General features: G+C 68.7%; 22 protein-coding genes and 1 tRNA gene. 7 read left to right on the top strand and 16 right to left on the bottom strand.

Going from position 1 to position 25,730, the window contains the following annotated elements; translation table 11 throughout:
- The first annotated feature begins 57 nt into the window (after positions 1 to 57).
- Positions 58 to 131: transfer RNA gene (locus DK419_RS00975), tRNA-Gly, on the top strand.
- A gap of 79 nt (positions 132 to 210) precedes the next feature.
- Here DK419_RS00975 and DK419_RS00970 read toward each other — a convergent pair.
- Positions 211 to 540 carry a hypothetical protein gene (locus DK419_RS00970; protein WP_109957449.1) on the bottom strand — a complete coding sequence of 110 codons (330 nt, stop codon included), beginning with the start codon at positions 538 to 540 and terminating at the stop codon, positions 211 to 213.
- On the opposite strand from DK419_RS00970, the gene DK419_RS00965 reads away from it, so the two are divergent.
- The 5 genes from DK419_RS00965 (at position 532) to DK419_RS29265 (ending at position 4,865) form a co-directional block, all read left to right on the top strand.
- Positions 532 to 837, top strand: coding sequence for a hypothetical protein (locus tag DK419_RS00965; RefSeq protein WP_109957448.1), 306 nt, complete (start codon positions 532 to 534; stop codon positions 835 to 837). The genes DK419_RS00970 and DK419_RS00965 overlap by 9 nt on opposite strands.
- Positions 838 to 1,082: 245 nt before the next feature.
- Positions 1,083 to 2,939: a hypothetical protein gene (locus DK419_RS00960; RefSeq protein ID WP_109957447.1), complete on the top strand. Its 1,857-nt coding sequence runs from the start codon at positions 1,083 to 1,085 to the stop codon at positions 2,937 to 2,939.
- 120 nt (positions 2,940 to 3,059) lie between these two features.
- Positions 3,060 to 4,243 (top strand): IS3 family transposase gene (locus DK419_RS00955; RefSeq protein ID WP_425352611.1). Its coding sequence is split into 2 segments (ribosomal slippage): positions 3,060 to 3,312 and positions 3,312 to 4,243, totalling 1,185 coding nucleotides; the frame shifts between segments, so codons are not numbered across the junction.
- Positions 4,201 to 4,695, top strand: a complete 495-nt coding sequence (locus DK419_RS29270; RefSeq protein WP_425352623.1) for a glycosyl hydrolase 108 family protein — start codon at positions 4,201 to 4,203, stop codon at positions 4,693 to 4,695. The genes DK419_RS00955 and DK419_RS29270 overlap by 43 nt, the downstream gene beginning before the upstream one ends.
- Positions 4,689 to 4,865 carry a hypothetical protein gene (locus DK419_RS29265; protein ID WP_245443079.1) on the top strand — a complete coding sequence of 59 codons (177 nt, stop codon included), beginning with the start codon at positions 4,689 to 4,691 and terminating at the stop codon, positions 4,863 to 4,865. Before DK419_RS29270 ends, DK419_RS29265 begins: the two co-directional genes overlap by 7 nt.
- A 598-nt stretch (positions 4,866 to 5,463) precedes the next feature.
- Here the strand turns inward: DK419_RS29265 and DK419_RS28425 are convergent.
- The 11 genes from DK419_RS28425 to DK419_RS00890 form a co-directional block, all read right to left on the bottom strand.
- Entirely contained in the window at positions 5,464 to 5,901 is a 438-nt protein-coding gene (locus DK419_RS28425; protein WP_162561103.1) for a hypothetical protein, read from the bottom strand.
- A 540-nt stretch (positions 5,902 to 6,441) separates the two neighbouring features.
- A complete protein-coding gene (locus tag DK419_RS00940; RefSeq protein ID WP_162561102.1) occupies positions 6,442 to 7,029 on the bottom strand; it encodes a SidA/IucD/PvdA family monooxygenase in 588 nt (195 codons plus the stop codon).
- A 418-nt stretch (positions 7,030 to 7,447) separates the two neighbouring features.
- Positions 7,448 to 8,383, bottom strand: a complete 936-nt coding sequence (locus DK419_RS00935) for an ABC transporter substrate-binding protein (protein ID WP_425352654.1) — start codon at positions 8,381 to 8,383, stop codon at positions 7,448 to 7,450.
- Between the two features lie 29 nt (positions 8,384 to 8,412).
- The gene (locus tag DK419_RS00930; protein ID WP_109957443.1) at positions 8,413 to 9,339 is read right to left on the bottom strand and encodes an ABC transporter substrate-binding protein; all 927 of its coding nucleotides are present in this window, start codon (positions 9,337 to 9,339) and stop codon (positions 8,413 to 8,415) included.
- A gap of 30 nt (positions 9,340 to 9,369) precedes the next feature.
- Positions 9,370 to 11,142 (bottom strand): amino acid ABC transporter permease/ATP-binding protein, encoded by a 1,773-nt coding sequence (locus tag DK419_RS29740; protein WP_109957442.1) that lies wholly within the window; start codon positions 11,140 to 11,142, stop codon positions 9,370 to 9,372.
- Between the two features lie 39 nt (positions 11,143 to 11,181).
- Positions 11,182 to 11,739, bottom strand: a complete 558-nt coding sequence (locus tag DK419_RS00920; protein ID WP_245442779.1) for a GNAT family N-acetyltransferase — start codon at positions 11,737 to 11,739, stop codon at positions 11,182 to 11,184.
- The gene (locus DK419_RS00915) at positions 11,736 to 13,082 is read right to left on the bottom strand and encodes an LLM class flavin-dependent oxidoreductase (protein WP_109957441.1); all 1,347 of its coding nucleotides are present in this window, start codon (positions 13,080 to 13,082) and stop codon (positions 11,736 to 11,738) included. The genes DK419_RS00920 and DK419_RS00915 overlap by 4 nt, the downstream gene beginning before the upstream one ends.
- A 17-nt stretch (positions 13,083 to 13,099) precedes the next feature.
- Positions 13,100 to 14,089 (bottom strand): MsnO8 family LLM class oxidoreductase, encoded by a 990-nt coding sequence (locus DK419_RS00910; protein WP_109957440.1) that lies wholly within the window; start codon positions 14,087 to 14,089, stop codon positions 13,100 to 13,102.
- Between the two features lie 412 nt (positions 14,090 to 14,501).
- Entirely contained in the window at positions 14,502 to 15,833 is a 1,332-nt protein-coding gene (locus DK419_RS00905) for an NtaA/DmoA family FMN-dependent monooxygenase (protein WP_109957439.1), read from the bottom strand.
- Between the two features lie 73 nt (positions 15,834 to 15,906).
- Entirely contained in the window at positions 15,907 to 16,527 is a 621-nt protein-coding gene (locus tag DK419_RS00900) for a GNAT family N-acetyltransferase (RefSeq protein ID WP_109962038.1), read from the bottom strand.
- A 967-nt stretch (positions 16,528 to 17,494) separates the two neighbouring features.
- Positions 17,495 to 18,889 carry a glycosyltransferase family 2 protein gene (locus DK419_RS00890; RefSeq protein ID WP_109957437.1) on the bottom strand — a complete coding sequence of 465 codons (1,395 nt, stop codon included), beginning with the start codon at positions 18,887 to 18,889 and terminating at the stop codon, positions 17,495 to 17,497.
- Between the two features lie 482 nt (positions 18,890 to 19,371).
- Here DK419_RS00890 and DK419_RS29125 point away from each other — a divergent pair, with 482 nt between their 5' ends.
- Positions 19,372 to 19,554: a hypothetical protein gene (locus DK419_RS29125; protein ID WP_208642259.1), complete on the top strand. Its 183-nt coding sequence runs from the start codon at positions 19,372 to 19,374 to the stop codon at positions 19,552 to 19,554.
- A 764-nt stretch (positions 19,555 to 20,318) separates the two neighbouring features.
- Here DK419_RS29125 and DK419_RS00875 read toward each other — a convergent pair.
- The 4 genes from DK419_RS00875 to DK419_RS00860 form a co-directional block, all read right to left on the bottom strand.
- Positions 20,319 to 21,368: a hypothetical protein gene (locus DK419_RS00875; protein ID WP_109957434.1), complete on the bottom strand. Its 1,050-nt coding sequence runs from the start codon at positions 21,366 to 21,368 to the stop codon at positions 20,319 to 20,321.
- 22 nt (positions 21,369 to 21,390) lie between these two features.
- Complete coding sequence (locus DK419_RS00870) at positions 21,391 to 24,384, bottom strand: penicillin-binding protein 1A (RefSeq protein WP_109957433.1); 2,994 nt, start codon at positions 24,382 to 24,384, stop codon at positions 21,391 to 21,393.
- Between the two features lie 93 nt (positions 24,385 to 24,477).
- Positions 24,478 to 25,281 carry an SURF1 family protein gene (locus DK419_RS00865; protein ID WP_109957432.1) on the bottom strand — a complete coding sequence of 268 codons (804 nt, stop codon included), beginning with the start codon at positions 25,279 to 25,281 and terminating at the stop codon, positions 24,478 to 24,480.
- Complete coding sequence (locus tag DK419_RS00860; RefSeq protein ID WP_109957431.1) at positions 25,278 to 25,646, bottom strand: DUF983 domain-containing protein; 369 nt, start codon at positions 25,644 to 25,646, stop codon at positions 25,278 to 25,280. Before DK419_RS00860 ends, DK419_RS00865 begins: the two co-directional genes overlap by 4 nt.
- Positions 25,647 to 25,730: the final 84 nt, after the last annotated feature.

Here is a 25,730-nt window from a genome sequence, read left to right as displayed (position 1 = left end):
TTCCGGAGGCGGCCCCGCTTCTCAACCCCGGCCGGCCATGCTATCTGGGCAGCCGCCGCGGGTGTAGCTCAATGGTAGAGCAGCAGCCTTCCAAGCTGAATACGAGGGTTCGATTCCCTTCACCCGCTCCAGCTATTTCACCTTGCAGAGCAAGGCCTTAGACTTCCCTACCGCTGGGCTCGTGTTCTCCGTCGCGTTCCCCGCGCCTCTTCAGGCCTCGTTCCGGCGTGCCCGATGCTTGAGCCGCAGGTTCGCCACGGCGCGCGACTTGCCGAGCCCGTCCCGCGCGTAGCGAGCCGCGGTCGACGTGGTCGCGTGCGTTGCGACCGTCTTCAGCGACTCAAGGTCTGCCCCGGCCTCGTCGCCTCCGGGGATCGCGCCAGCCCGAGCATCCACGTTGCGAATCTCGGCCGGGATACCCACCGCCTTCGCGATCCTGCACCACTCCCGGGGGGTGAAGACCCATTCGGCGTAGGGCTTGCCGGTCGCCTCGTTGATGATGAGCGGACCGACCCGCCGGTCAGCCGGACCGTGCGTCACCAGTTCGAGTACGATCGGACGGAGCTTGAGGTCGTGGGCGGTGAACGCGCCCGTCTTCGTCGTGGTTTTGCGAATCGCCAGATCCGCGGCGAGGTCGGAACCGACGCGGCGACGCTCGCCATCGAGGGAACCGGGCCGTCGCCCTGGCTCGGCATGAGCGGCGCGTGGATCCCCGCGGGGGCGATGCCGCCGTCGGCGATCCTGCGGGCGCCGTGGAGCGAGGCGCGCCACGCCTGGATGTCGGGCGTCGTCAGCGGCCTCGCTGTTGCAGCGTTCGACCTCGTCATGCGGCTCTGATGGCTGTCCCTGCCGGTCGATCCGCGCGGCCTCGGCTCGAACGCGTCCTGGCGCGACGGCGACATCAACGCCTCGACCACCGAAGCGAACCCGGCCTTTACGATCGACAGCCCCGCGGGCCGCCGCCTAGCCTTCCGGCTGATGTCGGAGGCCTTGCCGACCTCGCCCGACGGCCGCGAGCCCGGCGACCTCCGGCTCGACGGCAACAGCATCGCCCCGAGCCCCTCTGCCCGACTGGATCCCCCATGCACACCTTTCGCACCCTCTGCGCTGCGGCGCTGATCCTCGCCGGATCCGCGGCCCGCGCCCTCGACCCGGGTGAGCGGCCGAGTACCAGCCGCGATCCGGGCACGAACTTCGACAAGCTCGGTGCGAGGTCGCTTCGGGTCCCGTCCGCCGACGCCCTGACGGTCGGCGACAAGGCGATCTCGGCTATCCTCGGGACGAAGGCTCCGCTTGCCTCTCCGACCTTCTCGGGCGACGTCACGGTCTCGGGCAAGGTCTCCGCCGAGGCCATCACCGGCGAGGGGACGGGGGCGACCGTCACGCCCTCGGACGGCCGGGGCAAGGACACGCTCGGAAACCTGATCGGCCGGACGCCGGTGCGGTTCTACCCCGAGAATTTCGGGCAGGGCGCATCCGTCGGTACCGGCGGCGACGACGTCGACGCGATCGCGCGGGCCCTGAACGCCGCGGCTGCCGTGCGGGGGACGGCCGTCATCCGCACGGCGCTCAAGTCCTCCACGATGCTGACCGTGCCATCCGGCGCGACGCTGCAGATCGAGGGCGGCTCCCTGACGTTCACCGCGGACACGAACGGGGTCCGCATCGCCGAGTCCGCTCGCATGAACGGCTGGGGCGATATCAACGTCGGCGCGGGCGTCGCCGGCTTCAGCAAGACGGCCATCCTGATCGACGGGACCGGCGGCATCACGGATGCGCTGATCAGCGGCGCCATCCGGGTCAACAACGTCTCGGGGGCCCGCACCGGCACCGGGCTCGGCCTCGTCGCCGCAGGTCTGTTCGCCAATCGCGTGATCTACACACGCCTGGAACTCGCGTCGATCAGCAAGTTTGCGACCGGTGTGCAGCTCAAGGCGTCCGGCCTGGCATTTGTCAACTCGAATTACGTCAAAGTCGGCGTCATTTACGACTGCATCTATCACATCGTTACAGATACATCGGATTTCAATTTCTTCACCGGGGCGATTCAGCCTGAGGCTTCTGCGGCTCGCGCGCTGGTGGTCGGCGGGCAGGGCAACCAGTTCGAGCTGATGGTGTGGGACTGGCACCTGGCCGCCGACAAGGCGACCGCCATCGAGTTCATGCCGGGCTCGCGCAACAACATCGTCCAGTCGCCGGTCGGCCCGGACCTCGTGACGGATCGCGCCTCCGCGAGCAAGCGCGACGCCAACACGGTGCTCGACTGGCGCAACATCGCGCCCGCGCTGCGCCCGCTCCTGCCGCCGTCGATCCGGTTCCCGACCTGGGCGGGCAGCCAGGACGACATCCTCGTCCACGCCGACAAGCGCTGGACCGTCACCCAGACGGCGGGATCGCCGCCGACCGGCGGAGCGCTCGCCAACATCTTCGACCTCGACATCGACAGCGGGGCCGGGTGGAACGCCACATCCGCCTTCCCGGTCGCCATCGAGGTGGATTTCGGTACGACCGGGCCGGGGTACTTCTTCGGCATGGGGGCGAACTTCGACTTCGGCCAAGTCCCGCCCAACGTGTCGTTCGAGACCTTCGACGGGTCGACCTGGACCACGCAGCGGACGTTCACCGACAACGCCAACGGCCAAGTCGCCTACGCCATCGACGGCTTCCTGACCGGCGTGCGGAAGGTCCGCATGACGATGAGCGGCGCTCCGTCGGGCGGGGCCGTCAATGTCAGTCGGATGTTCGCCTTCGGCACGCTGCCGGATGGCGGCGGCGCGTTCCGGCCGACCTACACGGATCGACCCCTGAATATCAAGATGCTGACGGTCGCCCCGCCGCCGACCCCCGGCTACGGCCGCATCTTCAACGACATCAACGATGGAAAATGGAAAGTTATTGAGCCGAGCGGCATCGTCAGGACGTTCGTGACAACCCCGTAATACTGCTCGAAGAATCGCGACGACCGCCGCGCCGCCCGGTTCTGGCGACCTGGCGCCGATGACCTGCTCCCCTGATTTCCTGCCATCCGTAAGTTGGGTCCATCGGGATGGAGATGGACCATGCGCAAGAGCCGGTTTTGCGAGGAGCAAATCATCGCGGTGCTCCGCGAGCATGACGCGGGCGTGAAGACCGCCGATCTGTGCCGGAAGCACGGGATCAGCGATGCGACACTGTACAACTGGAAAGCCAAGTACGGCGGTCTGAAGGTGTCCGAGGCAGCGCGACTGCGCACCCTGGAGGATGAGAACCGGCGGCTGAAGAAGCTGCTGGCCGAGGCCGTGCTCGACAACGCGGCCCTGAAGGATTTGCTGGCAAAAAACTGACCACGCCCGCCGCACGGTTTGCTGCTGTCGAAGCCGTGATCAAACATCACGGCTTCTCGGAACGGCGTGCGTGCGGGCTTCTCGGGGTAGACCGCTCGGCTTTCCAATATGAGCGCAGGCCCGGCACCGATGACGCGCTACGAGCTCGGCTGCGCCACCATGCGGGCGAGCGCCGCCGGTTCGGCTACCGGCGGCTGGCGATGTTGCTCAAACGGGAGGGGGCGTGCGTGAACCTGAAGAAGGTCTACCGGCTCTATCGAGAGGAGAAGCTCACCGTGCGCCGTCGCGGCGGACGCAAGCGAGCACTTGGGACCAGAGCACCGATGGTGATCCCACAGGAGGCCAACCAGCGCTGGTCATTGGACTTCGTCAGCGACGCGCTCGCCGACGGGCGGCGCTTCCGCGTCCTGAACGTCGTCGACGACCACACCCGCGAGGCGCTGGCGACGGTGGTGGACACCTCGCTCTCGGGCCTGCGCGTCGTGCGCGAGTTGGACCGGCTCGTTGCCGAGCGTCGTTTGCCTGCCATGGTGGTGAGCGACAACGGCACCGAACTCACCTCGACCGCTGTCCTGCGCTGGGCTCAGGAACGAGGCGTTGAATGGCACTACATCGCGCCGGGCAAGCCGATGCAGAACGCCTTCGTGGAGTCGTTCAATGGGCGATTGCGCGACGAATGCCTGAACGAACATGTCTTCGGCACGTTGTTCGAGGCGCGTCGCATCATTGATGCTTGGCGGATCGACTACAATACCGCCCGACCACACACGAGCCTCGCCGGGCTGACCCCGATGGAGTTCGCCGCCAAGGCCAGTGCCCTCGCGATGCAACAGACTGGGGGCACTGCGCCGCGTGGGGGCTCCATGCCCCCAGCCTGTTGCTCACCCGCCCCGCAAGGGGCAGAACAGGAACAGACCTAACCTACGCGTGGCGGGAAAGCGGGGAGCAGGTCACCGACAGTCTGGAGATCCTGAGGACTGCGAGCAGTTTCGAGCGGGCCTTGCCTCTCGTCCCGAAGCACGAGGGTGGATGGTCCGATGACCCGCAGGATCCGGGCGGGGCCACGAACCTCGGCGTGACGGTCGGCACGCCGAGTCTGTGGCTCGGCCGGCCGGCGACGAGGGCGGAGGTCAAGGCGCTCACCGTCGCGATCGTGGCGCCGCTCTACCGGCGCAGGTTCTGGGATGCGATCCAGGGCGACGCGCTGCCGGCGGGGCGCGATCACGCGCTGTTCGACGTGGCGGTGAACGGCGGGCCGAAGCGCGCGGCGATCGGGCTGCAAGCGGGCGCTCGGCATCGCCGACGACGGCAAGCTCGAGCCCCCGGGGCCAGTGGGTCACCGCTGTCGCCCAGACCGCGACCGAGGTGCTGACCATCCTGCGGGATCTGCGGGAGATCGGGCGCCGGCAGGTCGAGCCCCTGGCCCGGATTTCAGAATGCGTGCGGGTCACGCGGGAAGAGGCGAAAGCCCGGACCGATCTGCTGCGCAGCATCGACCGGAAGCAGGTCATTCGCTACCGGACCGGCGGCCGGCATGAATAGCGCTCCGGAACCCGCGCGCCGCTGATATCAGCGCGCTTTGCCGTCGACGCGTCGACGGCAAAGCGTCCGGCGCATCAGCGCCGGCGCGCGTTCGGGCTTAGCCAGCGCCTCCGAACGACTCCGTTCGAAGGCGCCGCGGCATGACCTGTTGACCGGCGACTTCATCGGACCCCTGAGGCCTCGCCTTCAGCCCTGCCGGCAGCCGCCGAGCGGGGCTTTTTCGTCCCCGGGCCTGCGCGGCGATCCAGGCGAGGCGCTCGGCCTCTTTCCGGCCGCAAATTGGCGCCCAGCGCCGCGAACACGCCCGACAGCTGCGCCCGCTCGGCCTCGACGGCTGGCCCGTCCAGAGCCGCCGGCCGCCAGCGCCTGGATAGGCCCGGCACGACGACGCCGGGGATGTGCAGGGCGTGATCTCGCCCTGAGCGCGGCGTTCTCCGACCGATGGTGGCCGGCTCTCGTGGCCCTGCTCGTCATCGGACCGGTTGGGATTGCGGCCGCATCTCAACGCCCGGCTTCCTCATCCAGCCGTCCCGCTGCCCGCCTCAGGCCATTGCCGTGCTTCAAACGTAGCATAAGATTAGGTAAATCTTTATTTCGATCAAGGGCGATTTATTCTAAATAGTGTGAAACCTTCATAAGGTAGTCGCCCTTCTTGTGATCCATAGATATAAAAATGATCATTCGCATTTTTGCATGCGCCACTTCTAATTGCAATCATGACATCGGGATATTTTGAGAGGTAAAATTTTTCGTCTACTGGTACTTTGTAAGGCAGCCTGCCTTCGAAATATCCGTGTTCGACAAAATGATCTTTTGCATTCAAAAAAATTCCCTCTTTGATCGCATCATTTACATCTTGATATGTGTCAAGATACCATTTTTCATCAAAATATACTTGCTTCAATGCAAATCTGACTATTTCTGAATAAACCTCATCAACGATTACGTACTCCCTGGCTCCATCTGAAACGCGTTGAATCGCAAGATTCTTATTGATGCGAGATGGGAATTTCTTGCTCTTCTTCAATGCCAACATCAGGATTCGTCCTGTATGTAACGATAGTTTATGGAAATGCAATATAAGATTCGCATGTCAAAACAAAGACTATTTTGGAGGCGAAATTTGCCTCGACGTTCCAAAAATTTGGCTGGCAACCCAAAATATGGGCAAGACTAACAGTGCCGCCGTCTTCACCGCATTCCGCCGCCGGGCCGACGTCGCATCCTCGACGGCCAGTTCCTCTGCCGACCGCCGGTGCGCCAGGACGGCCGCGGCGAGGTCGAGGCTCCCCGGCCCGATCTCGCTCACGGCCGGCTTCGACAGATCGCCGTCGCCCTGCAGCAGTCCCGGCTGGTGCAGGACCGTCCGGCGACAGGATTGGCGCTAGTGCACGGACGCCGACGTCCTGACCACGCATCCGTTTGCTAACACTTTGTCAAAGCTGCAGCAATCGCGTCAGCGGGTGCACCTTTCGAGCGCGCCGATGCACGAGCTTCCTCCTCTCCCCGCCCGCAGGGAAGAGGGGAGCATCGGCGCCTTCGTCTTTCCTTTCCCCTCCGGCCCGCCGTTCCTGGTTCAGGCGAGGGTGCGCCGCATCCTCTCGCGGAGCGAGCGCGAGATCTCGTCGGACCTCACCGCCAGGACGGAGAGGAGGGTGTCGCCAAGGCCGTGCGAGGCTTCCGCCGCGCCCTGCAGGTAGACGTGTGGCTCGAAATCCTCGCGGGGCGGGATCCGGTACGTGCGATCGAGGTCCGCGACGTCCGGGTAGGGCAGGATCGGCTCCAGGGCCGGGCGGGCGCTGCGCTCGTAGTCGGGTCGCGGACGACCGCGCCGCAGGATCGGCGCCGGCTCGCGCCGGCGTAGAGGTCCGTCGTGTCGATGGCGATGCCGGCATTCGCGGCCGGGGCGCGCGCCGCTCTCGACCCGCTGCTGGTAGAGGATTTGGCGGAGCGTCTCGAGGAGATCGGGACCGACGACGGCGCAGTTCGTGCTCCGGAACGCCGGCACCCGGGCGGCGCGCCGGTCCCCGGGCCGGTCGTCGGTGAAGTCTGTGAAGCCCGAATGGAAGTCCTCGTTGATGACGGGCGAGCTGTCGGACGGCTTGAGGGCGTGCCCGCGGAACACGATGTCGACCGCCGCGCTCGGAAACCGGCCGTGGAGCAAAGCCGCACGGCACCGGTCGTGGCCGCGTTCTCCGGGCCGGGGGGCCGGTCGTTTCGTCAGGCCGCCAGCCGGAACGGGTTCGGGCCGCTCGTCCGGACCACCGCGACGCTAAGTGCACCTCACGAAACTCCCGCTGCGCTGACCCCGCCACAGCGAGCGGCGACGGTGATCGGGAGTTTCGTGAGAGACACTCAGCCCGATGCGCCGCGTGCTCTGCGTGGCGGCGGCGAGGACGGGCGCCGCCGGGGAGATCCCGGGTTCGAGGGGGCGCTGGCGCCGCCAGGCGCCGTCGGTGCCGGGCGCCTCGCCCTCGGCGAAGAGGGCGAGGGTCTCCTCGAGCCCGGCGCGCGGGTCGGCCCCGCCGTCGTTGCCCGGAACCGGGAAGGCGAGGCGCAGGATCGCGAGGGGCGCCGTCGCCTCAATACTTCGGCAGGCCGGGCGGGTTGGTCTCGGAGCGCGGCAGCGCCTCCTCCTCCAGGCCCCAGCGCGCGAGCATCCGGCCGTACCTGCCGTTCGCGATCAGGTCGTTGGTGGCCTGCGTCAGCGCGTCGGCGAGGCCGCTGCCCTTGGCGGTCGCGACCGCGACGTCGGACGTGAGCGGCCAGCCGGCGCTGAGCGTGCCGACCCGCCGGATGTCGCGGTCGCGGGCCGCCACGAAGACGAGCTGCGCGTGCGGCTGCACGATCGCGTCGGCCCGGCCGGAGCGCAGGGCGACGAGGCGCGCGGCCTCGTCGTCGAAGAGCTGAAGGTCGATGGGCTTCAGGCCCGCCGCGACGTTCCGCCGGCTCCACTCGACCAGGATGCGCTCCTGGTTGGTGCCCCCGCCGACGCTGATCGTCAGCCCCGCCGCGTCCCTGGGTTCGCGGATGCCGTCGATCCTGCTGCCGGCGCGGACGAAGAAGCCGTGCAGCCCCTGCCGGTATGTCGAGAAGTCGAACTTCTCCTTGCGCTGCTCGGTGACGCCGACATTCGAGATCACGGCGTCGTAGCGGCCCGAGGCGAGGCCGAGCGGCCAGTCGGCCCAGGCCACCGGGACGAGGGCGAGCCGGAGGCCCAGGCTGTCGGCGACGAGCTGGGCGAAGTCGGGATCGGCGCCGACCACGGTCCTCGCGTCGGTCGCGTAGGTGCCGAGCGGCGGCCCGCCCGGGGTGATCGCCACCGTGAGGACGCCCGGCTCGACGAACCGGGCGCCCTTCGGGATCCGGGCGATCGCCGCCGGGTCGGCCTCGGCGCGGACCCGGCCGGGCTGCTCGGGGCCGAGGTCGAAGGGGGACCCTTGCGCCGCGGCGGGCAGGGTCTGGCCGGCGCAGGCCGCGCCGACGAGGAGCGACAGCAGCCATCGCCGCACGCGCATGGAGACGCTCATTGGGGGATCTCCGGATCTCAGGCCCGCGGCAGGCCGGGCGGGTTGGTGCGCGATTCCTCGATCGCCTCGGCCGAGAGATTCCAGCGCGCCAGCGCCTTGGCGTAGTTGCCGTTGCGGATCTGGGTGTTGATCGCCCGGGTGATGGCGTCGGCGAGGCCCGCCCCTTTTCGGGTCGTCACGGCGATCTCGGCCAGCACCGGCCAGCCGCCGCTGAAGTTGCCGGCGAGCCGCGTCCGCCCTTCCTGCGCCGCCTTGAAGCTCAGGAGCGCGTTCGGGCCGAGATAGGCGTCGGCACGGCCCGAATCGAGGGCGAGGTAGAGCACCACGTCGTCGTCGTAGTACTGCACGTCGATCGGCTTCAGGCCCGCCTTCACGTTCTGGTCGTTCCAGCGCAGCAGGATCTGTTCCTGGTTGGTGCCGGAGGAGACGATGATCTTCAACCCCGCGACGTCCCGCGGATCGCGGATGACGAGCGGGTTGCTCTTCTTGACGTAGAAGCCGAGAAGGTCCTTGCGGTAGGTCGAGAAGTCGAACTTCTCCTTGCGCTGCTCGGTGACCGTCACGTTCGAGATCACCGCGTCGAACCTGCCGGACGAGACGCCGAGCGGCCAGTCGGCCCAGGAGGTCGGGACGATCTCGAGGCGGCGGCCGAGCGCGTCGGCGACGAGTTGCGCGATGTCCGGCTCGGCCCCGATCACCGTCTTCGTGTCGCTGGCATAGCCGCCGAAGGGGAAGCGCCCGGTGTTGTTGGCCACCGTGAACACGCCGTCGCGGGCGAAGCGCGCGTCCTTGGCGATCAGCCGGATCGCCTCCTCGTCGCGCGCGGCGCGGACGCGGCCGGGCTGCTCGGGCGAGAGGTCGATGGCCTGCGCCAGCGCTCGGTCGGAGAGGAGGGCGGTCGAGGCGGCGGCCAGGAAGGCCAGCAGGTCGCGACGGGTCGGCACGGGACGAGATCCTTGCTGCGGGGGGGGAGGTCAGAGCACCTTGGCGAGGAATTCGCGGGTGCGGGGGTGATCCGGCGCCGCGAGGACGCGGGAGGGCGGGCCCTGCTCGAGGATCCGGCCGCCCTCCATGAAGATCACCTGGTCGGCGACCTCGCGGGCAAAGCCGATCTCGTGGGTCACGATCACCAGGGTGGTGCCGGACCGGGCGAGCTCCTCGATGACGTCGAGCACCTCGCCGACGAGTTCCGGGTCGAGGGCCGAGGTCGGCTCGTCGAACAGCAGCACCTTGGGCCGCAGCGCCAGCGCCCGCGCGATGGCGACCCGCTGCTGCTGCCCGCCGGAGAGCTGGCGCGGATAGGACTCGGCCTTGTCGGCGAGGCCGACCCGGGCCAGCAGCTCCCGCGCCTCGGCCAGTGCCCGGGCGCGGGGCAGGCCGCGCACGGTGATCGGCGCCTCGACGACGTTCTCGATCGCCGTCAGGTGCGGGAACAGGTTGAACCCCTGGAACACCATGCCGACGTCGACGCGGCGGGCCAGGATGTCCGCCTCCTTGAGCTCGTAGAGCGTGTCGCCGTCCTGGCGGTAGCCGATCAGCTCGCCGTCGATGGCGATGAAGCCGGCATCGACCCGCTCGAGGTGGTTGATCGCCCGCAGGAGCGTCGACTTGCCGGAGCCGGACTGGCCGATGATCGCCGTCACGCTGCCCGGGCCAAGGGAGAGGCTGACGTCGTCGAGCACCTTGAGGGGACCGAAGCTCTTCGAGACGCCGGTGATGCGGATCTCGCCGCCGCGGCGCGCCGCCACCCCTCCGGCCGGGACGGGGACCGCCGGAACCGCCGACCGGGCGGCGGGCGCGCCGGCCGGGCGGAGCCGCTCGAGCGCCGTGCCGATCAGCGAGGGCGGCGGGTTCCGCAGCGCGCCGCGGGCATAGTAGCGCTCGATGTGGCGCTGGACGAAGGACAGGACGCTGAGGATGACGAGGTACCAGACGGTCGCCACCATCAGGAGCGGGATCACCTCGAGGTTGCGCCGGTAGATGACCTGGATCGTGTAGAACAGCTCGGGCAGGGCCAGGATGTAGACCTGCGAGGTGCCCTTGGCGATGCTGATGACCTCGTTGAAGGCGGTCGGCAGGATGGTCCGCATCGCCTGCGGCAGGACGATGCGCGAGACCTGCCGGTGACGCGGCAGCCCGAGGGCCGCGGCGGCCTCGTGCTGGCCCTGGTCCACCGCCAGGATGCCGCCGCGCACGATCTCGCAGGAGAAGGCGGAGGCGTTGAGCGTCAGCCCGAGCACGGCCGCGAGGAACGGCGTGACGAGCTGCGTCGTCTGCCAGGAGGCGAGCGTGATCCCGGTGAACGGCACGCCGAGCCAGACCGTCTCGTAGAGGTAGCCGAGGTTGTTGAGGATCAGGAGCAGCACGATCAGGGGGATCGAGCGGAACAGCCAGACGTAGCCCCAGGCGAGGCCCGACAGCAGCGGCGAGCCGGAAACCCGGGCGAGTGCGAGCAGCGTGCCGAACAGGAAACCGAGCACCGTGCCGAGCGCCGTCAGCAGCAGGGTGCGCCCGAGCCCGACCAGCACCGGCTCGGCGAAGAACCACTCGGCGAACACGTCCCAGCCCCAGCGCGGGTTGGAGAGGACCGAGTACAGGACGCCCGCGATGACGAGCCCGGCGAAGACCGTCCCGGCGGTCCGGGCCGGGTAGCGGGCGGGGACGATGCGGTGGCGGCTGAAGTCGCGGCCGGGAGAGGCGGCGCGGACCTGCGCGGGCAGGTCCGCCACGTTGCTGGCGAGGGGCATGGCGGGTGTCGGGCTCTGGCTTTCGGGGAGGGGTCTCGGTCAGGCGGCGCTGCTTTGCGGGCCGGTGTGCCTGAGCGCGGCTCCCGGCAGCGCCTTCTCGAAGGGCAGGATGCCGTAGGTCTCGGGATCGACGGTGAGGTCGAACAGGGGCGTGTAGCCGAGGCCGAGATAGAGCCCCTTGGCCTCGGGCTGGCGAAACCCCGTGGTGAGGTACGCCCGCGCGTAGCCCTGCCGCAAAGCCTGTGCCTCGAGCTCCGCGACGACCCGGCGCGCCAGGCCCTGGCGGCGAAAGGCGGCGTCGGTCCAGACCCGCTTCAGCTCGGCGGTGCGCGCGTCGAAGCGCTTGAACGCGCCGCCGGCGATCGCGGCGCCGTCGCGCAGGAGCAGCAGGAAGTGGCCGTCCGGGCTCGCGAAGGCCTCGGGCGGGTAGCGGGTCATCTCGGCGCCCGGCGGATCGCCGAAATCGCTGCCGTAGCGGGTGACGTATTCCTGGGTCAGCTGGTCGACGAGGGGTTTGGCCCGGGGGTCGAGGGGCGTGGTCGAGACGAACAGGTCGGTCACGCGGTCGCTCCGGTCGGCGGGGTCGGGACGGGTCATCGCGCGCCGACCTTCAGGGCGCGAGCCTCCTCGGGCGCGGCGTAGCGGCTCTCGCGGCGGGGCAGGCCGAGATGGTCGCGCAGGGTGGTGCCCGGCAGCGTGCGGTCGTAGACGCCGCGCGCCTCCAGCACCGGGACGACGAGGTCGACGAAGTCGTCGAGCCCCTGGCCGATGACGGGGAAGCCGAGCACGAAGCCGTCCGCCGCCCCCTGCTCGACCCGGGCGATCAACCCCTCGGCGACCTCCTCGGCCGAGCCGATCAGGTCGGTGCGCGGGGTCGCGGCCTCGAGCGCCGCCTCGCGCAGGGTCTGGCCCTTCTCGGCGGCGTTGCGCTTGATGCGGTCGGTCGTCGAGCGGAAGCTGTTCTCTCCGATCGTGCCGAGGTCCGGGAAGGGGGCGTCGAGCGGGTAGGCGGAGAAGTCGTGGTGGTCGAAGAAGCGGCCGAGATAGGCGAGGGCGTCGTCGATCGTGATCAGGTCGCGGATCGCCCGGTACTTGTCCTCGGCCTCCGCCCTCGTGCGTCCGACGATCGGGCCGGCACCGGGGAAGACCCTCAGGTCGTCGGCCCGGCGGCCATGGGCGACGGCGCTCGCCTTGAGGCTGCGGTAGAGGCTCTGCGCCTCGGGGAGCGGCACGTGGTTGGCGAAGACCGCGTCGGCGTGGCGCCCGGCGAGCCCGATGCCGGCCTCCGACGAGCCGGCCTGGAACACCACCGGCTGGCCTTGGGCCGAGCGCTGGATGTTGAGCGGCCCCTCGACCTGGAAGAACCGCCCCTTGTGGTCGAGCCGGTGCAGCTTCTCGGGATCGAAGAACCGGCCGGTCTCGCGGTCGCGCGGGAAGGCGTCGTCGTCCCAGGAATCCCACAGGCCCTTCACGACGTCGAGGTGTTCGCCCGCGATCTCGTAGCGCAAGCCGTGCTCGGGATGCGGCCGGCTGTAGTTGCGCCCGGAGCCCTCGAGCGGGGAGGTCACGGCGTTCCAGCCGGCCCGCCCCCCGCTGATCAGGTCGAGCGAGGCGAATTGCCGGGCGATGGTGAAGGGGTCGCTGTAGGAGGTCGAGACCGTGCCGACGAGCCCGAGCTTCTCGGTGCTCGCCGCCAGCGCCGACAGGATGGTCAGCGGCTCGAAGCGGTTGAGGAAGTGCGGGATCGACGTCTCGTTGATGTAGAGCCCGTCGGCCACGAACGCGAAGGCGATGCCGTTCGCTTCCGCCTTGCGGGCGTTGCGGACGAAGAAGTCGAGGTTGACGCTGGCGTCGCTCGGGTTGCTCGGGTGGCGCCACGCATTCATGTGGCTGCCGCCGCCCTGGAGCATCAGGCCGAAGGTGAGACGGGTCTGGGTCATCGTGGGGCTCTCGTAGGTCAGGCCGCCAGCGCCGGGGCGCCGCCCGCGAGCAGGGTCACGGAGGCGAGGCGCTTGCCCGTCGCGGAAGGCGGCGTGTCGATGACGAATTCCTCGACGCCGAAGCGGGCCTGGAGCCGGTCGAGCTCGGCCCGAACCTCGTCGGCGGTGCCCGACAGCACGTGCGGCCGGCGGATCTCGGTCCGGTAGGCGGCGGCGCCGGCCTGCCGGGCGAACTCCGCCGCCTGCGCCTCGCTGCCGAGATTGACGCTCTGGCCGTCGGGGAGCGTGACCCGCACCACCTGGAGCGGGTCGGTCAGTGCCCGCGCCTCCTCGTGGCTCGACGCAGCGAGGGCCGTGACGGCGAGGAGGGGCGGGGCCGCGGCGCCGGCCCGGGCGTAGGCCTCGAGGCTCGCCTCGATCGCCCGCGGATCGCCGTTGAGCTGGCCGGCATAGACGAAGCGCCAGCCGAGCGCCGCGGCCGAGCGCGCGCTGTCGGAACTGGCACCCAGCAGGAAGCGCTCGGGCGCCGAGGGCGGCATCGGCAGGGCGCGCAGGGACGCGGCTTCCGGCGGCGCGAGATAGCGGTCGAGCTCGGAGAGGAGGTCGTCGAAGGTCGCCTGCTCGCCCGGGCCGTGCCGGCGCCTCAGGGCGCGGGTCGCGTCGGGCAGGCCGCCCGGCGCCTTGCCGATGCCGAGATCGATCCGGTCCGGCGCCAGGGCGGCGAGCAGGTTGAAGATCTCGGCGACCTTGAACGGGCTGTAATGCGGCAGCAGCACGCCGCCGGAGCCGAGCCGGATGCGCCGGGTGCGAGCGGCGAGATGCGCGATCAGGATCTCGGGCGCGGTGCCGGCGAGCCCCGGATTGCCGTGGTGCTCCGCCACCCAGAAGCGCGCGTAGCCGAGGCGCTCGGCGGCCTGCGCCAGCACCATCGTGCGCTGCAGGGCGGCGGTCGCCGGCTCGCCGGGAAGGAGCGGGCTCTTGTCGAGGAGGCTCAGGCGGTAGGTCATCGGGAGCTCGGGCGGCCGGGGCGGCGCGGGAGGGGCCCGCACGGGCCGCTGCGGTCGGGAGTGGCGGGGCCGGCCGCCGCCGGGGGCGGGCGCGGCTCCGGTCCGGCCGCCGGCGCCTCCGCACGCCTGCGCCGCAATCCGCCGATCGAGGTGAGGAGCGCGATCACGATCATGGACGGTTCACCGATCTCCGGAGCCACGATCGGGCCGTGACGAAGCCTGTCGTCCCGCCGCGTGCGAGACGAATCCAAAAGAAGATCGCCCAGTCATTCGACCGTCTTCCTGCGGCGATGCTGATTTTTCCGCTTGTCAGTGCCTTTCGTCAACGAAAGGCACTTCCAAATATTTCGGGATGAGGGGGGTGCTTTGCTGCCCGGGGCCGAGCCGGAAGAATCTTTCCCTCGGGGGGCGCTCAGGCGATCCGCGCCCGCGCGGTCGCGCCGTGAAGCGGCGGCAATTCGAGGTTGGAGCGGAAATCGTCGCCGACGTAGTCGGTGTCGATCAGGGCGCGGCGGCGCAGCTCCGGCAGGAGGCCGTTGAGGAGAAGGTCCTCCTGATCCGGGTTGCCGAGGCCGTGCAGGGTCACGACGTCGAGGATCCCGGCGCGATATCGCTCCTCGAGGGCGTCCGCGAGCTGCTCGGGCGTGCCGGCGACCGACCAGTGCCCGGTCTCCTGAGCCTCGATGATGAGCCGGCGCAGGGGCAATCCCCGCTCGGCGTAGCGGCGGAAGATCTCGACCCGCCCGCGCCGGCGGTTGATGCTCGTCACCTCGGGCAGCAATGCCTCCGGCAGGGGCGCGTCGAGGGGCAGTCCCGAGAGGTCGATTCCCCCGCCCAGCATGTCGGCGAGCTTGAGCCGGCCCTGGTCGTAGTCCATGCGGGCGTGCTTCTCGGCGAGCCGCCGGCCGACATCGGCCTCGGATGCGCCGATGAGGCAGTGGAAGGAGTTCAACACGAAGGGCAGGCCGGGCCGGCGCCCGAGCGTGGCCGCGCGCCGCCGCAGGTCCGTCGCGAAGGCGACCGCGTCCTCGAACCTCGGCTGCGAGGTGTAGACCACCTCGGCATGGGCCGCGCCGACGGCGACCCCCGCCTCCGATTGCCCGGCCTGGAACTGGACCGGGCGCCCCTGCGGCAGCGGCGGCACGTTGAGCGGGCCGGCGATCCTGAAGTAGCGGCCGCGATGATCGATCGGATGGAACTTCGCCGGATCGACCCCGACTGCCCCCGACGCCTTGCGGGTCGCGGCGTCGCGCTCGTTCGCGTCGAACAAGGCGTTGACGACGGTGATGAACTCCGCGGCCCGGGCGTAGCGCGCCTCGGGGCTCGGCAGGGCCCCGTCGGATGTCCCGTCGCCGAAATTCTCCTCGCCGACCGAGGACGTCACGGCGTTCCAGGCGGCGCGGCCGCCGCTGACGTGGTCGAGGGTGGCGAGCTGCCGGGCGAGGTTGAAGGGATGGTGGAAGGTGGTCGAGACCGTCGCCACCAGCCCGATCCGCGAGGTCGCCTGGCTCAGCGCCGCGAGCGCGATCAGCGGCTCCTGCACCCCCGCCGTTCCGGCGAGGCCCGCGGGGTCGATCTGCAGCAGGTCGGCGGTGAACAGGCCGGTGATCCGCTCGGCCTCGGCCTTGCGGGCGAGGTCGGCCGCGCGGCGCAGGCCGAGGCCGGGATCCGCGTCGTTCGCGGCCGCGACGAGGGCGGGCGCGCCGACCAGGGTCTTGAGGCGGCGGGGACGGGAGAAGGCCATGATGGGTTCCAGGTGGCTCCCGCCGCCGCCTCGAGCCCCCCGGCGGGGCTCCGCGACGGCGGGGCGGTTCGGGTCAGGCGGCGCGCGTGCGGTGCGCCGCGATGCGGGCGAGGAGCTGTCGCTCCTGCTCCGCCTTCACGGCGTTCACCCGGACGGTCGCCGCCTCGAAGGATGCGGCGGGCGGATAAGCCGGCGTGGCCGGACCCGCGGCCGAATCCAGGCTCTTCTCGAACGGCAGGGAGCGGTACAGGAGCGGATCGGCTCCGACGTCGTAGAGCGCCCGGTAGCCGAGGGAGGCGTAGAGCGCCGTGGCCTCCGGCTGGCGAAAGCCCGTCGTCAGGTAGGCCCGGCTGTAGCCGAGCCCGGCGGCGCTCTCCTCGAGCGCCCGGACCACGCGCTTGGCGAGCCCCTGGCGCCGCAGGTCGGGCCGGGTCCAGATGCGCTTGAGTTCGACCGTCGCGTCGTCGTGGCTCATGAACGCGCCGCCGGCGATGGTCTCCCCGTCGCGCACGACGAGCAGGAAGTCGCCGAGCGGCGGGCGGTAGGCCTCGGCGGGGTAGCGCAGGATCTCGGCCCTGGCGCCGCCCGGCCGGCTCGCCGCGCCGTAGCGGCCGTCATACTCGGCCACCAGCCCGTCGAGGAGCGCTTGAGCGGCGGGCTCCAGGGGCGACGATCGGACGATGATGTCGGCCAAGGCATGCTCCGGGATCGAGGGATACGGCGCGCCGTCACGTGCCGGCGCACAGGCATCGGACGACGTCGATCGACGCGTGTCGTCGCGCACCTTCGTGTTGATGATGTCCATCACGGATCGGCCAGGTCATCCCTCGCTCGCGGGCCGGTCGTTGCTGGTTTAAATCCGCGGAATGGCTTTCTTGATTATCGAGATCTTCAACCAAGATCCTAGCTTTCGTCAATGAAAGCGATCTCTCTTTTTCAGCAGGTTCGAAGGACGAACATGCCGCCGGCACGGCAGCACGTGGGAGACTCGCCGTCCGTCCGCGATCCCCTGCTGCGCCACGGCCGGCGGGTGTGGGACCGGATCCTCGGAGGCGGGACAGCCCGGCGACGCGCCGCGATGCGCCGCGGCCGAGCGCCCTCCTGCGCGCCCTCGTCGTGCGCGGGCTGCTGCCGCGCGCCCGCAGCCTTTCCGTCGCGCCGGGAGCCGCCGACCGGCTCGTTGCCGGTCATCCGGCGGATCTCGTGACGCCTCGCCTCCTCGGCCTCGACGCTGCCTGCGCATGGCTGCTTGGGCGCGTCGCTCTCCACGGGATGCGCCCGGGAGAGAACCGTCGCCTCGACCTCGACCGGCACAGGCGCAACGTCCGCACCATCGCGTCGCGTCGACAAGGGGCCGGCACGCCGTCGGCGCGGGCGAGCGCGATGATTTCACCGACCGGGTTCGACCGTGCCGGGCGCGTCGGCGACGTGAGACACTCAGACGAACTCGGTGCCGCCCGACACGTCAAGAGGATCAAGAGGAGAGATGCACGCCGCATACGAGACGGCGTAGGCCTGGCTGAGCGGGCTCGTCCGGCGGCTGTCGCCGAACAAGCCCTCAGCAGATCAAAGAAAAAATCTGCAATAACCTCAGAGTGCGTTCATGAACGAGACGCGCCGTCCGCGCAAAATAATCATAATGAAAAAATTCCACATCGACGCTAAGATCGATCGGGGATTGAGCTCCTGATATTTCTTATGAAATTTTGAACGATTTGCCTGAAAACATTATCGCCGTGCATCTTATATTCTTCATAATAAGTTTTCCAGTGCGTGGCAGCTGTCTCCAGGCCCGGGGCGCTGTTGTTGGCTGCGGCGCCATTGATAACTTTGCGCCGGTACTGCTCCACCGATCTCATCGGAAAGTGCAGGAGGCACCAGCCAGCTTGCGCCATATTAACGTAGGAAGCGATCGAGGGGGCGTCACCGTCGACCGTATGATTGCCCTGAGTTGGTTTGAGGCCGGTTCGGAGCGCGACCTTCGAAACGATCGGATCGACCTTTTCCTGAAAATTGTCGTAGACCTCGAACGGGTGTGTGTTGGCTGGAGTGACATCCAGAACCTCGCTGGAAACCCCATGCACCCAGTGGAAGACCAGAACATGCTTCGTCGGGTCGTTCAGAGCTTGCTCAAATAAATCAGACGATCTTCTATGATGATCGTGGTTGGATTTTGACGCAAGCGGCGCAATAAATTCGTCGGCATCTAGATAGAAGATCCAATCGATGGATTTCCCGTCCATCTTCGCGGCGGCCACGAAAGCGTCGCCGTAGACATCCATTTTTTTTGCCTGATAATGCTTCTTGCCTGGGTCGTTTATATATAACAAGAAGCAGTCATCATGTTCTTCACGGAACTGGGCGACAACGGCAGCTGTCTGATCCGTGCTGTCGTTGTCGACGACGCAAAAATTTCTTATTCCAAGCGCGTAGTGATGGCGAAGACTTGCGCCAAATATATCGTCCTCATTTTTGACCATGCTGATCATGCCGCACCGGGACAGCGACGGGATCGTGGTCTTTCGGGTCAGCGATGTAGTATCGACTCTTTGTTGCTCAAATATGTGTCGAGCCGCACTTCCCATAAAGAGTTGCGATAGAAGATCCGTCCCCTTGCCGTTGAGTTCTTCAAAATCCCTGACGGCTTTCTCTGCATTTTGCAGTTCATTTTTCTTATCGTATATCTCGATAAGTCTATAGATCGGCCAAGGATTCAGCCGCTCGCTCTGATGGGCCTTCCATAGAAGGCGCTCTGCCTCCAGAAGATCGCCCTCCTGGATCAAGACATGTGACATGTCTAACGTCGCGCGCATCCAGATCGCATGAGATTTATTCTTTGACAGCAAATCAAGTATAGATTTTGACTTTGCGGTTTGCCCAATGTTGCAGTACGTGCTGGCGATATGAAAAGCAACCTCTGGTTCCTGAATGCAATTTTCGGCGGCCTTGTCTAAAAGTCCGGTCGCTTTAGATGTGTCGCCTTCACGCAGCAAGTGAGATAGCTCTGCCATGAAGCTATCAATACTTAAATGGCGACCTTCGACCTGAATCATCATATGAACCTTCCGCTCTTATCCTGTTCGATCAAGCTGTGGCGAACTCATGACGCGCATGATCTTAAGTTCTGGATTAGACCTGCATCGACAAGTATTCTGGGCTTGATCGATCGATATTTCCTGTCGAGAGTGCTTCGGCGAGCAGAAGTGCGAGACTAGCCATGTCCTTGAGCGCTCAGCATTCCCGGGAAGCGTGATATTCCATCTTTTTCGCCACTCTTGATCGATGCGTTGCAATTATAACACTCGCTGCGAATTGCAAGCCGGTTTCGTTCGCAGCACGAACTTGCTCCGGATGGGCCGAGCGGAGGCGCTGAAAGAGGTGCTGCGTGGTGGCAATTGCGGGGCCGCGATGATATCAAATCCATATATTGAAAGGCCGCCTCGGCGCAATCTCCCACGGCGACAGGGCGATCCGGCGAAGGAACGAGGCGGCAGGCGCGAGGCGTTCTGCGCCGGCCGCGGTGGTGTTCGAGGCAAACGTGATCCTCCACCATGGTACGGATCTGGCCGGTCCCAGGCGGTCGGGCAACGTCGCCGACCGCCTGGACGAGGTTCGGCTGCTGCCACTGCCGAGTATGGTGGCGGAAGCCGATGGCGTCGCCGACGGTGCCGAGCCCGGTCACGAGAGGTTCGCGCATCTGCGCTGCTTCCTCCCGTCGTGATGGACGATCCGAGAGTTTGATGGCGCACTATTCTCGCGCGGGTGGAATGATGCGCGAGCGACCGGATTCACCTCGGCAGCGCCACGACGAGTGCGGCGACCCGTCGAGCGATCCCGCATCACCAGGGCATCTTGTGATGTCGGTCGCCGCACGCCACGACATCGATCCCACGACCGTCGGCAGGCAGACCGTCGCCGAGACGACCGTTGCCCGATGCGAGAAGCGAAGCTGCAACGCCGCCTGCAGGCCGGGGCCGAGCGAGCCTACATCCACGGTATCGTCGGGCGAGGGCGAGGCGGCCATCGTCGCGGTCCGGCGTCCGGCGTGGCGCGGATGACGAGGGCAGCCATCCCGCTCGACGATCGATGACGTCGGAGTTCCGGTGAGGCGTCGTGTGGGCAATCCGAGTCACGGCGCCGCGACGTGTCGAGAGTGACGTCACTCCCGGTTCGAAGGACATGGACGTGGACCTGGATCGACGCCGCCCATCATGCGAGGCTTGCCTCGCATGATGGGCGGCGCGCCGCCGCCGGTCAATGCCTCGGCCGGTGCAGTTGCACGGCAAGGACGGAGAGGGGCACCGTCTCACGCGGCAGGCCTCCGTCCTCGCGCGACGGATCCTTCCCTGAGCCGTGGCCCGCCCCGCTCATACCCTCGCGCCTTGGCATCGACGGGTCGATGCCAAGGCGCGAGGGTATGAGCGCCGACGCCCGTTCGGGCTCAGCCAGCGCCTTGGAACGGGTCCGTTCCAAGGCGCTGCGGTATCACTCCTTCGCCAGCGCATCGGCGAAGGCCGCGATGCGGTTGCGGGCGTAGGTCGGCAGGCCGGCGCTGATCGAGGTGCCGGTGTTGAAGGAGGAATTGCCCATCAGCACCTGGGCCGGCAGCAGGTTGCGCAGGACCGGCACGCGCTCGTACTCCTTCTTGCGGTCGAGCACGTCGCCCTTGATGCCGAGCGTCATGTAGGCGGTGACCACCGTCCTGTTCGGATCGTTCGTCACCGGCTGCAGCACCGCCAGGAACTTGCCGAAGCGCAGGATCTGGTTGACCCAGAAGATGTTCTGCTCCATCGCGCCGGCGACCGGCGCCTCGATCCTGGTGAGATGGACGAGCTTGCCCGCCTCGTCGGGCGGCAGCACCCTGAGCTCGCTCTGGAACGACACGAACTCGGCGATCTTCTTGCCCCCGTCCTCGAGCTTGTTGGCGAGCTTCACCCCGAGAGGCAGCTTGCCCTCGAGGTCGTAGCGCGACTCGATGCAGGTGGTGTCGGGCGCCTCGCACCACGGCCGGTCGGGGCGGCGGGCGAAGGCGGCGGCCGGATCCTTGGTCGGGGTCGCGTCGGCGGGGTTGAGGGGCTTGTGCTTGATCGCCGGGTCCATCCGCGACACGAACGGGATCGTGGCGAAGCGCTTGAGGTCGATGCGATCGGGGCTGCGCGAAACGATGAACCGCGCCTCGGCGACGTAGACCTTCAGCGCCTCGTGCCGGGGCTTCGCCACGCCGTTGACGGTCTGGACGTAGTCCGGCTCGACGTAGGCCGGATGGGGCGCGAGCAGCGCCTTCTGGGCCGGGCTGCGCTTGCCCCACTCGGCGAAGGGCACGAGCCCGCTCTCGGGGCTCGCCGGGTTGTCGCGGTGATCGGTGAACGCGATGGTGTTCGGGGCGATCGCCCCGGGATCGAGGCCCGCCACCGCCGGCACGTCCTTGGTACGGTACTCGGCGAGGGCAGGGGAGGTCGCGAGGGACGAGGCTGCGAGCGTCGCGGCGAGCACGAGCGAGGTGAGGCGCGGGCGCGCCGTCAGGCTGTCACGCACGGGGATTGGTCCTGTCTGGAGGTCAGTAGGTCGGGTCTTCGCCGAACGGATAGTCCGGGTCGCGCCGGCGCGGTCGGCGGACGTATTCGTCGTCGTCGCCGAAGGGCGAGCGGCTGCGCGCACCCGGCCAGGTCGGCTCGGGCGGCTGGACCGGCTGCGCCCGGCGGGCGTAGGGCGGCGGCTCGGGCCGGCCGAACAGGGAGCCGAACGGATCGTAGCGGTCGGAATCCGGCGCCTCGTCGGGCGCGCGGCCCGGGTTCTCGCCCGGCAGACCGCCCTCCAGGGCGTCGCCGTCCTGCTCGCTGTCGGGCCGCATCGCGTAGATCTGCTCCTGCGGCACCAGCCGGAAGCGGGTATCGGCGAGGCGGCCATCCACCGAGAGCCGGAAATGCTCCATGAAGCCGCCGCCGGCGACCCGGGTGCCGGAGCGCAGGTCGATCGGCGCATCGGCGATCAGGCGCTTGGCCTCGGGGCTGGGGCCCGACAGCGGCGTCTTCGCCACCCCGTTGGCCCAGGCGGCCTGGAGCACCTGCGCGAAGATCGGCACCGAGAGGTGGCCGCCGGTCTGGCCGCGTCCCAGCGTGCGGCGGCGCCCGTCGGCGTTGTCGTAGCCGACCCAAGACACGATGGTGATCTCGTTGGTGAAGCCGGCGAACCAGGCGTCGTTCTCGTCCTCCGAGGTGCCGGTCTTGCCGGCGACGTACGGCGAGAACCGGGCGAGCGCCGCGGCGGTGCCGCGCTGGGTCACGCCCTGGAGCAGGCTCTTCAGCTGGTAGAACGCCACCCGGTCGGCCGAGCCGATGCGGGCGAGCGGCCGGTCGGCGTGCTGGTAGAGGGTCTTGTCCCCCTGCACCACGCTCTCGAGCCCGAACGGGGACGGGCGCTCGCCCTCGTTGGCGATGGCCGCGTAGAAGCTCGCGAGGTCGATCATCCGGACCGGCTGGGCGCCGAGCACGAAGGGATAGTAGCGCTCGCACTCGGCGTAGAGCTGGGCCTCGAGCGCGACGTCGCAGACCTTCTGGAGGCTCGCGGGCGCCTTCTCGGCGATGCCGCCCCGCAGGAGCTGGGCGGTAACGAGGTTCTTCGAGTGCTCCAGCCCGCGGCGCAGGGTGGTCGGGCCGGAGCCGCCGCCCTCGTAGTTCTTCGGCGACCAGGAATCGCCGACCCCGCCGATCGGCGGCAGGGTGACGCGGGCGTCCATCACCAGGGTGTTGGGCTGCAAGCCCGCATTGAGCGCGGCGAGGTAGGTGAGGGGCTTCAGCGTCGAGCCGGGCTGGCGCACGCTCTGGGTCACCCGGTTGAGCTGGCTCAAGGGATAGGAGAAGCCGCCCGCCATGGCGAGGATGCGCCCGGTGCGGTTCTCCAGCACCAGGACCGCGCCCTGGACCTGCGGCCGCACGCGCAGCTCGGCCCGGGGCGCGCCCTTGCCCTCCGACAGCTTGACCCGCACGACGTCGTAGGGGGAGAGCCGGCCGCGGGCGGCGCCCGGATTCAGGCTCGCGACCCGCCCGTCGGCGAGGCCGACCCGCACGCCGCCCTGGCCGCCGGTCGAGAGCACGATCGCGACCGGCCAGTGCACGTCGTAGAGCGGCAGGCGCGCGGTCTCGAGCGCCCGCTGCCAGGGGGGCTTGGGACCCGCGGGCCTCACGGGTTTCGCCTGCTTCTGCCCCTTCTTTCCCTTCGCGGGTTCAGGCGCAGGGGCGGCGGGAGCCGGCTCGGGCGCGGGCGCGGCGGCCTCGATGCGGCGCACGGCGTCAGACAGGTTCGCCTCGGGTCCCTCGTAGCGGGCGCGGCCGGTCGAGGCCTCGTAGCGCGACAGGCTCTCCTGCAGGATGCCCTCGGTCGCCTCCTGGAGCCCGGCATTGAGGGTCGAGCGCACCGTGTAGGCGCCTGCGGTCAGCGAATCGAGGCCGGCGAGCGTGCGCGCCTCGCGGGTGAGGTGATCGACGAAGTGGAAGCCCGCATCCTGGCGCAGGCGCTCCAGCGGCGCGAGCCCGAGCGGCGCGGCGAGCGCCGTGGTCATCTCTCCCTCCGTGATCGCGCCCTCCTCCTTCATCCGGGTGAGGACGTAGGCGCGGCGCTCCCGCGCCCGGTCGGGGTAGCGGTCGGGATTGTAGAAGTTCGGGCCCTTCGGCATCCCGCCGAGCAGGCCGGCCTCGGCGACGGTCAGGTCTTTGACGGACTTCCCGAAATAGCTGCGCGCCGCCATCTCGATGCCGTAGGCGCCGCGGCCGAGATAGATGCCGTTGAGGTAGAGGCCGAGGATCTCGGGCTTCGTCATCACCCGCTCGGCCCGGGCCGCGACGATCATCTCGCGGATCTTGCGCTCGTAGGTGACGTCGTCGCCGACCGAGAGGTTCTTCACCACCTGCTGGGTGATGGTCGAGCCGCCCTGCGGCCGGCCCGGCGAGGCGAGGTTGCCGATGAAGGCGCGGATCACCCCGCGCTCGTCGATGCCGTGATGGGTGAGGAAGCGCTTGTCCTCGGCCGCGATGAAGGCCTTCTGGACCAGCGGGGGAATCTCGCCGATCGGCACCGCGATGCGCCGCCCGTTCGGCTCGAAGGTCTCGGAGAAGCGCTGGCCCCGCCCGTCGAGGATCGTGGTCGCGCCGGGCAGGCGCAGGGTCTTGAGGGCGCCCGCATCCGGCAGGTCGGCGACCGCCTTGTTGTAGAACTCGATCACGTCCCGCGCCACGAAGGGCGAATTGGCCGGGTTCTCGCCCTTGCAGAACTGCTTGTAGCTCGTGTTGAGCTCGCCGATGTCGAGGCCGTGCAGGAGCTTCGACTCGCCGGCGACCGCCTTCGGGTCCTCCATCGCGGTCGAGATCAGGTCGTCGAGGTTGATGTCCTCGATGTCGAAGGCCTTGCGCATGTGGGCGCAGCCGTCGCGCAGCAGCTGGACCACCGCCGGTCCGTCCTTCGCCGGATCGAACTGCGTCCGGATCGCGTCGGGACGGGTGGTGACCTGACTGAGCGTCAGGGCCGTGGCGAACAGCTTGATGAGGATCGCGTTCATCGATGACCAGAGGGCCGGGGGGCGCCAGCGGCAGGACGCCCGGCGGCAAGGTGCGCCCGGCGGCCTGAACCGAGCCTGGACAACGCGGCTGTTTTAAGGACGCGGCGGGGCGGCTGCCGAGGAGGACGGGTTCTCCACGGCGTCACCCCGCAGGCGGCGCAGCGCGAAGGCGGTGAACACGCCGACGAGGCAGAGCGCGAGGCCGAACCACGTGAAGGCGTATTGCAGGTGGTTGTTCGGCAGGTCGACCCGGAGCTGCCCGCCCTTCGGCCAGCCGCCGGGATTGGCCGTCGCGTCAGCCTCGATCAGGTAGGGGGCGACCCCCGTCAGCCCCTTGGCGGCGGCGATGCCGGGAACGTCGCGGTTGAACCACTCGCCGGTCTGCGGGTTCGGGGCCGGCACGAACATCGCCCGCGCCTCGCTCTGGCGCAGCATGCCGGTCACGGTGGTCCGGCCCTCGACCTGCCCGGCGGCGCGGCGGCCCGCATCCTTCAGCTCGGTCGGCACGAAGCCGCGGTTGACCAGCACCGTGCGGCCATCGTCGAGGCTCATCGGCGTCACGACGTAGTAGCCCTGGAGCGCCCGGCCCGGCGTGTCGCCCGGCGCGAGGCCGTGGACGAGCGTCTCCTTGTCGTTGAGGAGCCGGCCGGTCGCGCGGACCCGCTCGAACTCGTCGCGGGCCGGATCGAAGGCGTCGAAGGCCGGCAGCGGCGCCGGCGGATCGATTCGCGAGCGCGCGACGATGCGGTCGATCAGCGCTTCCTTCCAGGCCTTGCGCTCGAGCTGCCACACCCCGAGCCCGACCAGGATGGCGAGGCAGACGAGGGTCGCGAGGGCAGGGGCCAGGAGATCGCGAAGGGCGGCGCGGCTTTCCGCTGCGGCCGGCTCGGCGCTCACCGGAAGCGCCCCTCCGAGGCCTTGTTGGAGTATTGCAGCGCCGCCATCATCCCTTTCAGCGGTCGCACCAGGACTAGGCTCAACACGATCGAGAGCGGCACCCACAGCGCGGCGTGCACCCACATCGGCGGCTCGTAGGCGAACTCGACCCACATCGCCAGCGCCACCACCACGATGCCGACGATCGACATCACGAAGAAGGCCGGGCCGTCGGCCGAATCGATGAAGCGGAAATCGAGGCCGCAGACCTCGCAGGACGGGCGGAAGCTGAGATAGCCCTTGAACAGGTGCCCCTCGCCGCAGCGCGGGCAGCGGCCGCGCAGGCCGACGGTCGCCGGCGAATCGACGGTGCGGTTGTTGTCCATGGGCTCGACTCCTGAACGCGGGGGGTGCCAGCGCGATCTGGGGGGCTTCTCGTCATAAGAAAAGGGCGGCTTTCGCCGCCCTCT

The organism is Methylobacterium terrae, assembly GCF_003173755.1.
Lineage (GTDB): Bacteria > Pseudomonadota > Alphaproteobacteria > Rhizobiales > Beijerinckiaceae > Methylobacterium > Methylobacterium terrae.
This window is presented reverse-complemented; position numbering and strand designations above follow the sequence as displayed.

Coding starts and splice junctions, on each gene's coding strand:
- DK419_RS00905 (WP_109957439.1), bottom strand. CDS start 15,833: ATGGCCTTCTCCCGTCCCCGCCGCCTCAAGACCCTGGTCGGCGCGCCC.
- DK419_RS00860 (WP_109957431.1), bottom strand. CDS start 25,646: ATGGACAACAACCGCACCGTCGATTCGCCGGCGACCGTCGGCCTGCGC.
- DK419_RS00890 (WP_109957437.1), bottom strand. CDS start 18,889: ATGATGATTCAGGTCGAAGGTCGCCATTTAAGTATTGATAGCTTCATG.
- DK419_RS00935 (WP_425352654.1), bottom strand. CDS start 8,383: ATGCGCGTGCGGCGATGGCTGCTGTCGCTCCTCGTCGGCGCGGCCTGC.
- DK419_RS29740 (WP_109957442.1), bottom strand. CDS start 11,142: ATGCCCCTCGCCAGCAACGTGGCGGACCTGCCCGCGCAGGTCCGCGCC.
- DK419_RS00960 (WP_109957447.1), top strand. CDS start 1,083: ATGCACACCTTTCGCACCCTCTGCGCTGCGGCGCTGATCCTCGCCGGA.
- DK419_RS00870 (WP_109957433.1), bottom strand. CDS start 24,384: ATGAACGCGATCCTCATCAAGCTGTTCGCCACGGCCCTGACGCTCAGT.
- DK419_RS00915 (WP_109957441.1), bottom strand. CDS start 13,082: ATGACCCAGACCCGTCTCACCTTCGGCCTGATGCTCCAGGGCGGCGGC.
- DK419_RS00910 (WP_109957440.1), bottom strand. CDS start 14,089: ATGACCTACCGCCTGAGCCTCCTCGACAAGAGCCCGCTCCTTCCCGGC.
- DK419_RS00920 (WP_245442779.1), bottom strand. CDS start 11,739: ATGACCCGTCCCGACCCCGCCGACCGGAGCGACCGCGTGACCGACCTG.
- DK419_RS28425 (WP_162561103.1), bottom strand. CDS start 5,901: ATGTTGGCATTGAAGAAGAGCAAGAAATTCCCATCTCGCATCAATAAG.